Annotated in this window: 12 protein-coding genes; 3 read left to right on the top strand and 9 right to left on the bottom strand. The window is 41.5% G+C overall.

The window, feature by feature from the left end; translation table 11 throughout:
* The first annotated feature begins 49 nt into the window (after positions 1-49).
* On the top strand, positions 50-1,312 hold the full coding sequence (locus tag AB4135_RS04515) for a valine--pyruvate transaminase (RefSeq protein ID WP_371990675.1): 1,263 nt from the start codon (positions 50-52) through the stop codon (positions 1,310-1,312).
* Between the two features lie 168 nt (positions 1,313-1,480).
* On the opposite strand, the gene AB4135_RS04510 is transcribed toward AB4135_RS04515, so the two are convergent.
* Positions 1,481-4,330 carry a TonB-dependent receptor gene (locus AB4135_RS04510; RefSeq protein WP_371990673.1) on the bottom strand — a complete coding sequence of 950 codons (2,850 nt, stop codon included), beginning with the start codon at positions 4,328-4,330 and terminating at the stop codon, positions 1,481-1,483.
* A 737-nt stretch (positions 4,331-5,067) separates the two neighbouring features.
* On the bottom strand, positions 5,068-5,832 hold the full coding sequence (locus AB4135_RS04505) for a TSUP family transporter (RefSeq protein WP_371990671.1): 765 nt from the start codon (positions 5,830-5,832) through the stop codon (positions 5,068-5,070).
* A 121-nt stretch (positions 5,833-5,953) separates the two neighbouring features.
* On the opposite strand from AB4135_RS04505, the gene AB4135_RS04500 reads away from it, so the two are divergent.
* Positions 5,954-6,841 (top strand): LysR substrate-binding domain-containing protein, encoded by an 888-nt coding sequence (locus tag AB4135_RS04500; protein ID WP_371990669.1) that lies wholly within the window; start codon positions 5,954-5,956, stop codon positions 6,839-6,841.
* A 78-nt stretch (positions 6,842-6,919) separates the two neighbouring features.
* On the opposite strand, the gene AB4135_RS04495 is transcribed toward AB4135_RS04500, so the two are convergent.
* From AB4135_RS04495 to AB4135_RS04470, 6 genes are all read right to left on the bottom strand, one after another.
* Complete coding sequence (locus AB4135_RS04495; RefSeq protein ID WP_371990667.1) at positions 6,920-8,890, bottom strand: NERD domain-containing protein kinase family protein; 1,971 nt, start codon at positions 8,888-8,890, stop codon at positions 6,920-6,922.
* Positions 8,891-9,011: 121 nt separating this feature from the next.
* Entirely contained in the window at positions 9,012-9,398 is a 387-nt protein-coding gene (locus AB4135_RS04490; RefSeq protein WP_371990665.1) for a ribonuclease E inhibitor RraB, read from the bottom strand.
* An 18-nt stretch (positions 9,399-9,416) separates the two neighbouring features.
* Positions 9,417-9,620 carry an RNA-binding S4 domain-containing protein gene (locus AB4135_RS04485; RefSeq protein WP_371990718.1) on the bottom strand — a complete coding sequence of 68 codons (204 nt, stop codon included), beginning with the start codon at positions 9,618-9,620 and terminating at the stop codon, positions 9,417-9,419.
* Between the two features lie 99 nt (positions 9,621-9,719).
* Positions 9,720-10,262 carry a GNAT family N-acetyltransferase gene (locus AB4135_RS04480; protein WP_371990663.1) on the bottom strand — a complete coding sequence of 181 codons (543 nt, stop codon included), beginning with the start codon at positions 10,260-10,262 and terminating at the stop codon, positions 9,720-9,722.
* Between the two features lie 34 nt (positions 10,263-10,296).
* Positions 10,297-10,575, bottom strand: coding sequence for a peptidylprolyl isomerase (locus AB4135_RS04475; protein ID WP_220736770.1), 279 nt, complete (start codon positions 10,573-10,575; stop codon positions 10,297-10,299).
* Positions 10,576-10,723: 148 nt separating this feature from the next.
* Positions 10,724-12,547 carry a DUF885 family protein gene (locus AB4135_RS04470; protein WP_371990661.1) on the bottom strand — a complete coding sequence of 608 codons (1,824 nt, stop codon included), beginning with the start codon at positions 12,545-12,547 and terminating at the stop codon, positions 10,724-10,726.
* A 75-nt stretch (positions 12,548-12,622) separates the two neighbouring features.
* Between AB4135_RS04470 and AB4135_RS04465 the strand changes: the two genes are divergently transcribed.
* Positions 12,623-13,129 carry a diguanylate cyclase domain-containing protein gene (locus tag AB4135_RS04465; protein ID WP_371990659.1) on the top strand — a complete coding sequence of 169 codons (507 nt, stop codon included), beginning with the start codon at positions 12,623-12,625 and terminating at the stop codon, positions 13,127-13,129.
* A gap of 109 nt (positions 13,130-13,238) precedes the next feature.
* Here AB4135_RS04465 and AB4135_RS04460 read toward each other — a convergent pair whose 3' ends face one another.
* Positions 13,239-14,486, bottom strand: coding sequence for a tetratricopeptide repeat protein (locus AB4135_RS04460; RefSeq protein ID WP_371990657.1), 1,248 nt, complete (start codon positions 14,484-14,486; stop codon positions 13,239-13,241).

Raw genomic sequence — 14,486 nt, 5'->3', positions numbered from 1 at the left:
TTACTACATGCTCCGGTAAGCCCTTTCGTCATTTTCAGGTATCGTTTTCATGCAGTATTCAAAGTTTGGTGAGAAATTTAATCGTAACTCTGGCATTAACCAGTTGATGCAAGATCTTAATGACGGACTGCGCACACCCGGTGCGATCATGCTAGGAGGCGGCAACCCTGCCACCATTCCAGCAATGCAAGACTACTTTCATCAAGCATCAGCAAAAATGCTAGCAAATGGCGAGCTTGTAGCCGCTTTAGGTAATTATGATGGTCCTCAAGGGAAAAATACTTTCTTAAAGGCGTTGGCAAACTTACTTAAAGAGACCTACGGCTGGGAGGTCAGCGAAAAAAACATCAGTCTCACTAATGGTAGTCAAAGCGCATTTTTCTATCTATTTAACTTATTAGCAGGTAAGCAAACTGATGGCAGCCACAAAAAAATCCTACTACCCTTAGCACCTGAATATATTGGCTACAATGATGCAGGCTTAGATGATGATATTTTTGTCTCCTTTCGCCCTGAAATTGAGCCGCTCGATAACCGACTATTTAAGTACCATGTAGACTTTGAGCAACTAAAGGTTGATGACTCCATAGCCGCAATATGTGTATCTCGTCCCACCAACCCAACCGGCAATGTACTGACTGACGCTGAAGTCGCCAAGCTCGACATATTAGCCCGTGAAAATGACATACCACTTATTATCGACAATGCCTATGGCACACCGTTTCCAAATATCATCTTTGAGGAGGTCACTCCTTTTTGGAACAGCAATACCATCTTGTGTATGAGCCTATCAAAATTAGGGTTACCAGGCGTTCGCTGCGGCATAGTCATTGCCAATGAAGAGATAACTCAGGCTCTGACTAACCTTAATGGCATCATCAGTCTTGCACCAGGAGGCTTTGGCCCTGCTATTGCCAAGCACATGATTGATTCAGGCGATTTATTACGTTTAAGTGAAACCGTGATCAAACCGTTCTACCAGCAAAAAGCCGAGTTTGCGCTGTCATTGTTACAACAATCTATTGCTGACAGTCGTTTTAAAATACATAAACCAGAAGGAGCGATGTTTCTCTGGCTCTGGTTTGACGAACTGCCTATCACCACCATGGAGCTTTATAAACGCTTGAAAGAACGTGGTGTATTGATTGTTCCGGGTGAGTATTTCTTCTTTGGGCAGAAAGACCAGTCTGAAGGAAAGTGGCCACACGCACATCAATGTTTACGGATGAACTATGTTCAGGATGAAGAAAAAATGCGAGCGGGTATTGCAATTATTGCCGAAGAGGTGATTAAGGCGTACGCAGGAGCTTAATGAGCTTCCAATGTAGAGATAAATATCTTGTCCCGATAGTAAGTATTTAGATTAAGCACATAAAAAATCCAGTACAGATTTATCTGTACTGGATTTTTATTAAAACATATTAAATCAAATTATGTTGATTGCTTCAGTGTATTTAAACTCACTTTTCGCCCAATAAAACTAGAACTTAAAGTTCAAGCTGACATGCATAAAACGACCTAGAGTGTCATAAAAACCTGCAACAGTATTCGCATTCGATGCAATAGTATTACCTACCATTGGAGGCTCTTTATCAAAAATATTATTAACACCTGCTGTTACTGACATATAGTCAGTAACAATATAACTACCATTCAAGTCAAAGTAGTTATAAGCATCAATACCACCTTGTTCTACAAGGCGTTCATCCGCTGTGCCATCATAATCAATTTCACCATAGTAACGCCATTTTGCCGCTAATACCCAATCATCAGCACTGTACTTAGCAGTCAATGTATGTCTCCATTTAGGAGATGCAAAACAGTCAGAGTTGACAGTTCCAGCACAGTCATAATTGAATTCATCTTTACCAACAACCGGTCTAATCTCCTTCTTCATAGCATATGAACCAATTAGATCAAAAGAAAGGTCGCCACTTCCCAATTCAAATAAATAACTAGCAGAAGCATCTACTCCTTCCCATGTTCGACTACTTACATTTCCTATAATATTTGTAACATAACCACTTTTTCCTAACCACAAGCTTCCTGACGGGCTACGGTTCACGTTGCTACAGAAATCAGATTCACCACTGACGGCACAAATATCTAGAATTCTCTCAGCACCGATATAGTCGATAACATTTTCCATTTCAATATTAAAGTAATCTATAGAAAAACTTAGGTTATCTATTGGGTTAGCAACAAGCCCTAACGTTAATGTCTCAGCTTCTTCTGGTTCAAGATCTGGTGATCCACCTGAGAACTCGTTGTATTGTCCTGCATCATTAGGATTTAGGTTACCATATTGAGAAGCCGTCACCCCAGTGTTAGCACATTGGGCTGCGGTGTACTTAGTGTTGCCTTTATCATCGGTAGTACAACCATCAGAACCATCCCAAAGTTGAATCACTGGGCTACCAAATAATTCATTCACATTTGGTGCTCTAACAGCTCGGTTAAAGCTTGCTCGGAACATGTAATTGTCAGCTAATGTATAATCGCCACCAACTTTATAAGTCCAGTCTCCACCTGTAGTTGAATAGTCTGAATAACGAGCTCCTAAATCAAACGCTAAATGATCTAGAACAGGAATTTGGACTTCGGTGAAAACTTCATTCACATCTATTTCACCGAATAGGCTTGGGTTGGGACCACCTTGACCTAATAGTTGTCCTTCAGAATAAATAGTATCCGAAATTCGTTCATAGTCTTGTTCACGACGCTCAAAACCAAATACCATAGCGATAGCATCGGAAGCAGAAGGAACTGTAACCCCAATATCGCCAGTAACATAACCATTATAAATCGTTTGAGTTACTAATCCCGTTTGCGTTCCTACACCTGCCAGCTGTTCTGCTTGCTCTGCAGTGACTCCACCGGGCTCAAATACGTTGTAATAAAGGCAACCGTCCTCTGCCACACATTCTGTATCAACAGCACCAACTCTTGGTGCAATCTTTGGTGACAGTAAATCATTTATATAAACAGATGATGATGAAGTAGCTGAATAATTAAAACTCACATCATAAGTCCAGTTATCATTTATATCGCCTTCAATTCCCGTCAAAATACGATATGAATTATGCTCCAGGTTATTAGCACGAGCTCCGCCTTCGACATTACGCTTGCCGATGTAGGCAACAAACTGATCTGCATCAGTTTGATTAAACTCAGCCTGCAGTTGCTGCTTCTGTAAATCTGTCATTAATGGATTATTGTAATCCATCAGAATTTCTTCATCGTAAAATGTTCCGGACTCTGCAATTTGACCTGCGGTTCGGTTTTGCATAAACGAAAGCTCCACATACGGGCGAGCATGATCGTTTATTTCATAGTTTATAAATGAACCAAAAGAGATTCGTTCATTGGGGCGCATGAAATGATTTATCGGTGCATAGTTATATCGATAGCCGTCATCAGGTTTAAAGCCATTACCATTAGGATCTGTGTAACCCCAATAATTTTGATCATAATCAACATTACCGTTAACGACAGGATAAATATCAAAATGTGCTAACGGGGTTGTCGAAGATCCAGCACATTCCGATTGTTTTGCATTCAATACACAGGATGCATAATCACGTGAGCCTTGCAGTAACTCATCGTTTCGACGCCAAACGGCATAGGCAACCGCGTGACCTTTTCCATCACTGAATTCACTACCAATAGTGAGATCGATATTATAGGTTTTACCATCAATATCTGTATTGCCAGATGGGTAGTCATAACCCTTTTCATCCATTAAACCTTGAATGTAGCCGTTATCATTATCATGCTGATAACCTGAAGCGCCGACATTAATAGAGATACCATCAAAACTTTTGTCCATGATAAAGTTAACGACGCCTGCAACTGCATCCGCGCCATAAACAGCCGCCGCGCCACCAGTCATCACTTCAACTCGCTTGATTAAAGCCGCTGGTATCTGGTTAATATCGGCATCTTGCGATGTGATACTGCCTGCTTGCATCCTACGACCGTTAATTAACACCAATGTACGGTTACTGCCTAAGCCACGTAGATCTAATGATGAAGTACCTGTCGCTCCATTTGAAAGAAATGAGTTCTCTCCAGCTTCTAATTGTGGCAATTGGTTTAATATGTCTTCGACATTCGTAAAACCACTCATCTTAATCTGCTCAGCATCCATCACGTGAATCGGCGAAGAAGTCTCCATATCAGTTCTTTTAATTCTTGAACCTGTAACTTCTATGCGCTCAACGCTATCCTCTTCGGCTGCAAATACAGCTGGTGCTGTGAATGCTGCAGTCATAGCGCCACTAACTAACGCTAGACGTACCGAATTGGCAAGTAAGTTATTCTTATACATCATATATCTCCCTATATGTTTCGTATCTATTTAAATAGACTAATTATTTGCACAGCATAAAGCTGTTGCTTTTTTACATTCACGCAACATCGCGGATACAATATACACAATAAAAAGAGACATACAATGAGCTTAAATGCTCATATAGGATTAATTTCTATAGTCAGCACTTTCTACTAGCCAAAATGGATCCTAATTAACAAAAATGAAGTGTGAAAAATGACTAGAACAAAGATCTATATCTAATTTCATAAGGGGAACTGATGCAAATCCAGAAGAGACAGCCTCCCGCCTGTAGATCCCAACCCATTGATTAGTAGTTAAAAGAAATTTGTTTTAAGACAATTTATATTCAATAGGTAACCTCAGTTCCCTTTCGAACAATCAGCAGATTTTGATGCGAAGGCTTGTGCAAACATAAGCATAGCGGATGGCTAAAACGTTGGGTTGTGATAAAATTAACATGACATTGCTTAATGCATAGACTTAAATAAAAACGCTAAGCAGATATGTGAAAAGGCGGAAAAAAAATAAGTTAAAGCATTAATATAGTTGGAATAATTTTGAATTCACCTATACCAACGATCTAAACACTGCTTTATTTTAAGCGTGACTCCCATTAACAGAGCCAAAATCAAATTTCATACTTTTTACCTACTCAAATAGCACATGTTTAATCACGATGGGGGCTAACTTTCTCAAAAAATCGCGAAGCTAGATCGGAGCTCTTCTCTAAACTAACCGTACTGCGCAAGCAGTAGCTTTATACTCATCGCAATAGACATAACAACCATCAACGGCTTGATTATTTTGGTCCCTTTAGTGACCACTAAACGTGAGCCTAATGTTGCTCCTATTGCTTGACCAACAAGCATGACTGCGCCAAGCATCCAGAAAACTTTACCACCGATGGCAAAGAAAGTGAGTGATGCAATATTGGTGGAAAAGTTAAGTACCTTGGCGTGGGCTGTCGCTTTTGCTAAACCAAAACCAGCAAGTGATACAAAGGCTAAAGCAAAAAAACTACCAGTGCCTGGACCAAAGAAGCCGTCATAAAATCCAACCCCTAACGCTGCTGTAAAGGCAAAAACTGCTGGCGTAAGTACCTGATGCTTGTCCTCTTCGCTGATTTTCTTTGAGAATAGAAAGTAAGCACCAATCGCTAAAATAAGAAACGGCAACATCACCTCAAGAAACGCAGTATCTATCATCTGCACAGCAATAGTGCCAAGCGCTGCACCAACAAACGCGCAAGCGATGCTGAGCCCCATATCCGCTAGGCTAACAAGGCCTTTACGAACGAAATACATACTGGCAAAAAAACTTCCACCGCAGGCTTGTAACTTATTGGTGGCTAAAGCTGCTGTTGGCGGTAATCCCGCCCACATAAGGGCCGGAATAGTTAACAGACCGCCTCCTCCAGCAATCGCGTCGATAAAACCGGCTAATATTGCCACAAAAAATAGTAGAGCAATTAACTCTAGAGTAAGTTCGATTGTCATTCAGATTAGAGCCCAAGTCATTAAGTGCAGCTATTAAACGAGGTTTGCAGTATAAACACAAAGGAGTTATCGTATATTTGGCGTGAGTAAAACTCACGCAAGAATTAATAAGGTATGACAAATGTACGCACATCTTCCGCCACTTAACTCACTAAGAGCATTTGAGTCTGCAGCGAGACTCATGAGTTTTACGCTTGCAAGTAAAGAACTATTTGTTACCCATGGTGCTATTAGCAAACAAGTAAAAATATTAGAAGAGTATGTAGGCATGCCGCTTTTTATACGGCAACACCGCAGCCTGAGACTTACTGATGAAGGGGAAATGTACTTTGTCAGCGTTCAATCGGCATTGCAAACTATAAATAGTGCTAGCGCTGATCTGATGATTCAACCGCTACAAGCTCAAACGTTGGCGATTAATGTATTACCAAGTTTAACCATCAGCTGGCTTATACCGAGGATGGAGCAGTTTAAATCACGCTTTCCACACCTTTATGTTGATCTATCGATTGGTGATTTTGAGGTTGATTTCAGCAGTGCAAAGTACGATATAGCCGTTCGTAGTGCTACGAGTGCACCGAAAGGTGCCAATGTAATGAAGTTGATGGATGAAGATCTATGTCTTGTTTGTTCTCCAGAAATGAGTCTGCAACTAACCTCTTTGGAAGCAATCAATCAAATGACCCTACTCAAACACACGACTCGGCCCGATCTTTGGCATGTCTGGGCTGAAGATGTTGGCATAAAACTCACCACTGAGAACAAGTTTGGCGTAGAGCATTTTTATATGCTGAGCCAAGCTGCAGCGAGTGGTATGGGAGTGGCGCTCATTCCACGTTTCTTTATTGAAGATGAGCTAGCGAGTGGCAAGCTGGTGATCCCGTTTGATGCAAAGTTTACTAGCCCTTACAGCTATTACTTATTGACGCCAAAATCGAGCAACCTGTCATTAAAGGTACAATCATTTATTGATTGGTTACTCGAAATTTTTCAGCCTTATCGCAATTGATAAAGCGGGTTTAATAGGTCTATACATATAATCCTACTTCGTATAATCACAGAAGTAGGACGCGAGCGATAGCTCGCTCTATAACTCCTCTTCGACTAAATCGAATAACGCTAGATAGTTCATTCCAGGTTGAATACTTATTTCAAATCGCAACACCTTTTGACATACATCGTAGAGCGCCTCTCCAAACCATTCCCGATCAAATGCATCAAGTGCTTGTATGATCCCTGCTTGCCCTAAATCCCCCTTTAGGTTACCTGGAGTTAATGCATCGATAAAGCTAGCGACCAGACCATAAAGATCCTTCTCAGCCGGCCCCTCAACATCCCATAATGTAGGATCGGCATATTGGCTTGCATAGTGGCTTGCCGCAATATCTAACCCAATACCAAAATTTACTAAAATAGCCTTATTTGGATTACAGATGATATTTTTAGGACAGATGGCGCCGTGGTAGATATCCATTTGATGCATATACTGCAGGCCAGTAATTAACTGCGTAAACCACATTATCGGCTGACCCAGTTCAATATCGGTTAGTTCATCAATAGAGACCCCATACTCCCAAGCTCTGGCTATAAACAACTCCTCACTTTGCGGTAACTGGCCAAAACTAAGTACCTTCTCTATATGAGGGTGGTACACTTTTGCCAAGCTTCGGTAGATATTACTCAACATTGGCCAAGTCGCTTCCACACTGCTGTAAATAGATACGCCACACTGATATTGGCCTTGCAGGTGTTTAGCGCGCCAAAACTGACTCGTATTAGTGGCTGCAATAAACTGCTGTAACTCAAAATGGTGATCGATTATCGCCCCTTTGGTGACATCAATTTTTTCAGGAACCGTATCGCAAACTCCTTGATCAATCAAAGCTGACAGATCACACCGCAACGCATCTAAATCGGTTGTTTCTCCCGCAACAGCAGCTCTGTACCACTGGTAAACTCTAGGCTGTTTTGTCTGCTCTGCTAGTGCCAAGAAACCTTGTGCGTAAGCTTTAATATCACTACTCACACTCAATGTATCTTTGATGTCAATAAACTCAACATCACCCATGTCAGTCACAAATACACAGTTACTCGTCCAGCCGCTTACCGTAAATCCGCGCCGATGGATCTGCTGTAACCCAGACACACTACGACGTAAGATCTCCAATAATTGATAAGTGGTCATCTGCTCGGACTCAAGCACATTGAGCGGCACACCACGAGGCATACGAATAGGCAGCACTAATTGCTCACCATCTTGTATTAAGGGCGCACAATACGGCACGCCACTGCAGCCTGATAATGCTTGTAAACGCTGGAATTCACCTCTTAATTGAGCTTCATGAGTTTCTGATTGGCTGCGCTCTTCAAACTGAGTCGGGATCAATACTTTCAACAGCCAAGGAGCGGTCCACTCGCCTGGGTTATACTCGGCTTGCCATACTTCTAATCCGCTTTGAATAAACAAACATTTTAGTTTAGTAAAATCTTGAATTTTGTTATTTCGCTGCTCAACAATTGCCACTTGGCCAATTGTTTCAAGTACCAACTCCTTCTGGGTATCGGTAACTTGGTGTTTTCTCGGCGCAGTAAGGCCCCACTCTTTGGTAAGCGCAGCAACTATCTGCTTTGGCGTGTAGATGCTTAATGAGCCTTGATGTTTTTCAAGTTCAATCTCTTCGCCCTTTCGCCCAGTAATAAACACCATACCTTGGCACCAAGGCGCATAAACGCCGACAGGGATTTTGTGCTTGACGTTACCCGCTAAAACACGAGCAACATAGTTGGCTTTAGCTAAGCTATTATCGACTTCGCGTCCATCAAGAGACCATGCGTGTAGTCCTGCATCTAATCGGCCTATATAGCCTTTAACATCGACAACATAAACACCCCACTCTCCAATAACGAGTGCGTCAACTTCCATTGCTTGACCCGATTTAGTCGGGATCTCCACATTAGTCAATAAAATATAATCTTCAGGAAGTTCATCAGCCAACAGAGAGAATGCCCAACGTTCGGCATCATTAACCGGTGTTCCAAAACTGATCATTCTTGCCATTCTTATCTCCTTCAGTGGCATTGATATTATCTTCAACATTCTCAACGTCTGGACACAAAAAAGCCACTTATTTAAGTGGCCTTTTTTAAAACTAACTTTTTACGCTTAATTTGTGCGCAATCTAGTGTTTACACTCGTCGCTGCATTCGTGGTCATCTTCAGCAAACTCATCGTCGCCCTCTTGATGCTGCATTACGCCCCAGCCATCAGTAACACCACCAAACTCTTGTGCAAACTCATGCAGGCTAAGTTCTTGCTCTACAATCGTATCGTATGCAGGGATCATATTCAGACATACGATCAATTCCCACTTACCAGAGTCATCATTCAGGAGAAGTTCAATCTCACCTTCTAAGTCTGATTTACCTAACTCTTCAATCGCAGACTCTGCATCGCGTTGGTCTTCGAATACCAAGAAAAAATCAACATCAAGTGCTACGGATAGATCGATACCAGCGTCGGCCATCGCTTCAAGCATTTTGCCGTTGTCATCATCTGGAAACTGCATATAAACCTCGTTTGATTGTTAAGCTTCGGCAATAATCTGCACAGATTCACCGTTAAAGCTAACCACTTCACCGGCAATCACTTTTTTACGTTTACGGGTTTCAACTTCACCGTTAACAGTAACCATACCTTCAGAAATAACATGCTTAGCTTCTCCGCCACCGCCTATCATTCCTTGTACTTTAAGTACTTTGTATAACTCAATGTATTCTTCGCCTGACATTAACGTCAGCGTTGGAGTATCTGAACTCACTGTAATTCGCCTTTAAATAACTAAACTGACGCTATTATAACACTCTATTGGCATCCAACCCGAAAGCTTTTATTGAGATGATACTCTTTCTGCGACCAGCAACCCATATAAGCGTTCATCTAGCCATGTATCACCGACTTTCCAGTTTTGTCTCAGTAAGCCTTCCTGAATAAAACCACACTTATCAAGTACCTTAGTGGACGCTATATTATGGTTTGCACAATGAGCAATCAATTTATGCGGCTTATGCGCTAGGCATACCCAATCAACCAATGCGTTAAGCGCTTCACTAGCATAACCTTGACCATGGGCCTGCGTATGCAACATATAACCGACCTCTAGCTGCCCTAAAGCCTCGCTGACATTATGCAAGCTAATAAAGCCCACAAATAAATGTTGATGAACATCTTCAATCAGCAATAATAACGTGTCGTCTTCTTCCAAATTATTTGGTGTAATAATACGCTCGAACTTTTGTCGTATTACCGATTCAGATTGAGGTTTACGCACATACTTATTCAACTCTTCACTTGAATGAGTATAGAGAAAGTTGTCCCAATCACTGCTGACAACACTCCTTAATCTAAGTCTATCGGTGTACAGTTCGAGCATATATTGTCCTACTTAACCACAAACAAATGCTTACTTAGCCTCTGCTTGTTACTTCTAACAAATGGTAACCAAACTGAGTCTTAACAGGGCCTTGAACTTCGTTCAGAGGCGCGCTAAACACAACTTCGTCAAACTCTTTAACCATCATGCCTGGGCCAAATGAGCCTAGATCGCCGCCCTGAGCTGAAGACGGGCAAGATGAGTTAGCTTTAGCTACATCGCCAAAATCGGCGCCAGCAATAATCTGTTGCTTTAGCTCTTCACATTTTTCTTCTGTTTCAACGAGTAAGTGTCTTGCAGTTGCTTGTACCATGAGTAAACTCCAAATGTTTGTTAAATCTGTCGGGCTATACTTATGTATATTTGACGATCATTAGAAAATAAAAACCCAGCTAGTATATTGATAAAAGCTGGGTTTAAAAAGTATTTATATTACCTGCAGCTCAAGCTGCATAAATTAACTACTTTTGCGATGCAATCCATTCATTCACTTTCAGCTCCATCACTTCCATCGGCAATGAACCTGAAGTCAGTATTTGATCATGAAATGCCTTCAGATCGAACTTATCACCTAAGGCTTCTTCTGCCTCTGCTCGAAGAGAGAGGATCTTCAGCTGACCAACCTTATAAGACAATGCTTGACCAGGTATTGCCATGTAACGTTCTACTTCGGCAATGATGTCAGACTCAGCCATAGGTGAATTATCCATCATGTACTGAATCGCCTGCTCTCGCGTCCAGCCCTTGGCGTGTAAACCAGTATCAACAACAAGTCGCATCGCACGAAGCATCTCATCTGATAATTTACCAAAGTATTGATATGGGTCTTCAAAAAGTCCCATTTCAATCCCTAGATACTCAGCGTAGAGTGCCCAGCCCTCTTCAAAAGCGGTATAGCCACCAAAACGCTGGAACTCAGGTACACCAGTTAACTCTTGCTTAATTGCTATCTGGAAGTGGTGTCCTGGTGCAGCTTCGTGTAATGACAAAGTGGTCATCCCCCACTTTGGCTGCGCTTTTAGGTTATAGGTATTGATATAGAAAACACCAGGACGCGATCCATCAACAGCCGGTGATTCATAAGATGCTCCTGCAGCTGATTTCTCTCTAAAACTTTCTACAGGTTTAACTACATAATCGGCCTTTGGCATGACGTTAAAGTATTTAGGTAACTCAACATTGATCTTATCTTTTAACGCCATATAGCCATCTACGAGCCCCTGACGATCGTCAAAGAAATACTGTGGCTCAGAAGAAAGGGATGCGAAGAAAGCGGTCAAATCGCCTTTAAAACCGACCTGCTGACGAACTTTATCCATCTCAGATAGTATTCTTGCTACCTCTTCAAGGCCTATTTTATGGATATCATCAACAGGCATTGTGGTTGTAGTATGAGTATTGGCTAAATGTTGATACCAAACTTTACCGTTTGGTAAGCCCCACCACCCATCACTTGCGCGTGCAGATTTGAGATACGTATTCTGAAAATAATCTCTCAATGCCGTCATTTCGGGGATCAGCTTGTCAGCAACAAGCGCAGTATATTCGGCCGTTAGCGCTGCTTTATCTTCAGCAGAGAAGGAATCTGGCATCATGTTGATAGGTGTATAAAACAAACTATCTTCTGGCTTAGCAACTAACTGAGCAGTCAGCTGTGGGATAATGCGATCGACTAGCACTCGCGGTAACACAACTTTGCTCTCAATCCCTTCATTCATACGCACTTGTGCTTGCTTCATCCACTCGATAAAACCAAGCAGACGCTTTTCCCAATTCCGATAATCTTCTACCGTTTTAAATGGTTGCGCGCTTTCGCCGCTCCCCAACTGAACCATACTGATCACAGTGCTGTAAAACTGGTTCATCGGCATAAAGTGGTTCGGGAATGTCTCATCAGCTAGGGCAACATTACGATCATAAGTAAACATGTCATAACTTAGTCTAAGATCTACAGGTAACTGATTGCGATCTAACTTTTTAACTTCAGCCAAGTAACGTTTATTTAAATTGTGGCGCTTAGTAAGGTACTCGTCTGACAAACCGTCGCCGAATTGGTCGTTGAAGTCATTAACACCAACAAAAGTTGCATAAATAGGTTCAAGTTTTAGTAGATCTTTGAAAAATTTATCGACTAATAATAAGTACGCTTGCTCAACGGTCTGCTCTTGGCTAGCGACAGGAGTCTTAGCTGTATCTATTTCATTTAATTGACTGTTTGATTTTTCACCACAACCTGTCATAGCAAGTGCCATGCTTATGGACAATGCGACTATCGCCTTTTTCATTCCAAATCTTCCTTTTATTCAATGTAAGTGAGCGATCTTTTCTATACTTAACCATCAGTCGTATAGGAGTGACTCATGATTTACTCTTTTAGTAATTCTGGTTTTAGAGATCCTGAAACTGGCGTATATAACCAAACCTATTTCATGGAAGTATTCAATCGTGAATGGCATCGCCATATACGCGACCACCAAAGTCTGGCCTTATTGTATCTATGCCCGCACATTCATGAAACTATTTCCCAACCTCAATTGTTAGAATTATTCATGAAGCAGGTTCAACAGGCGTTAATGCGCACTACAGATCTGCTCGCTAGGATAAATAATCAATCATTTGCGTTAGGTATTTTTGAAACAGATATTCACGGTGCTAAGGTTGTTGTCGAGCGTGTAGAGCATAATATAGCCGAATTCAATAAAACCTATCAGAACCAATCGCATACTGAAATATCCTATGAGCTTAATGGTTGCATCTGTCTGCCCTCTGCTAATAAATACCCTGAAACGCTGTTTGAAACCGTCGAGCAGCAAAGCCTCAGCATGCGTGATAATCACTCTGGAGCAGGTCAACTCATTAAACTTTGAGCCTAATACTCTGCTTCTATAAGTACATTTAAGCGATATTTCCTTCAGTTTCATTTATTGCAGCAATAAAAAAAGCCTCTATCAAGAGGCTTTTTTTCACTCGTTAAAGTTAAAGCGTTACGTTGTGAACACGTGCTTTTTCTTTAATGTAAGAGATATAACTTTTAGCTGCACGACCTGTTTTCTTGTCGTTTGCTGCAAGTTTTGCATACTTGTATGCGCTCTTATACTGCTTCAAGTTAAGGTAAGCGAGTGCAAGTTCAAACTGAACTTCACCTGGGCTCTTAACGCCAGCATCAAGTGCTTTCTTAAGTGCTGCAATTGCCGGTTTGCTTTTTCCATCCAGAGACAAAATACGTCCTTGGCGGAGGTAAAGCTTACCATCATTATCTATCGCAGCAGCTTTACCATAAGTCGCAGCAGCCTCTTTCAGCTCCTTAGCGTTATGGTAAAAACCAGCCAAGATGGTTAGCGTTTTCTCATCTTCTTTAACTAAACCAGACTTCATATGCTTAGCATAGATTTGAGCAGCGCGGTATGGCGAACCATTCTGTGCTAATAACTGCGTTAAACGTTGAATGTTACCCGCAGTTTCCAAAAATCCATTCTTGTAAGCTAAGTCATAAGTCGCTAGCGACTTGGTGAAGTCTTCGGTCATAAGATAGAACTGAGCGAGCTGAACCCAAAGGCGCTTATCTTCTTGGAACAATGGCACCATTGTTTCAAGTACTTTAACCGCTGCTTTGTAATCCTTTTTGTTGAAATAAGCAGTCAACTTCATCTGATACAAACCTTTATCTGGCTTGTCAGAAATAGCTAAACCTTTATCAGCAACTTTAAGAACGTCATCCCACTGCTTTTGTTCAGAATATGCAATACCGATACGACGATAGACTTGTGCGTCTTCCTTACAAGTAAACTCCATCCAGCTGTAATAAGCTGGAATTGATTCTTTAAACTTCTTCTCTTGAATCAAGAGATCAGCGTAAAGTCTTTGAGTTCCTGCATGGTCAACACCACCTAAAATATCGGCATCAACCGCTGTTTTTAAATACTTAACAGCGGTTTTCATCTGACCTTTTTCAGCATAGAAGTTGCCCAACATTCTCGCGACATATGCTTTATCAAAATCATTTTTAGGGTTAGCTTCAAGCAAGATCGCAAGTGCTTCGTCAATATTGCCTTCGGTATAGGCATCAAAAGATTTCTGCACCTTTTTAGCAACACTTTGACCAACAGCTTTAGATTTACGCTTTTCTATCGGGCATTTCTCTGCTGCGGAGACAGCAGGCACGATAGCAAGGCTTCCGCCTAGAGTAAGCAATAAGGCGGCTGCGATAGTATTAACTTTACGCAT

Source organism: Shewanella sp. 10N.286.54.B9 (assembly GCF_041468565.1).
GTDB lineage: Bacteria > Pseudomonadota > Gammaproteobacteria > Enterobacterales > Shewanellaceae > Shewanella.
Note: the sequence above shows the minus strand (reverse complement) of the source record. Positions and strands in the feature narration are given on the sequence as shown.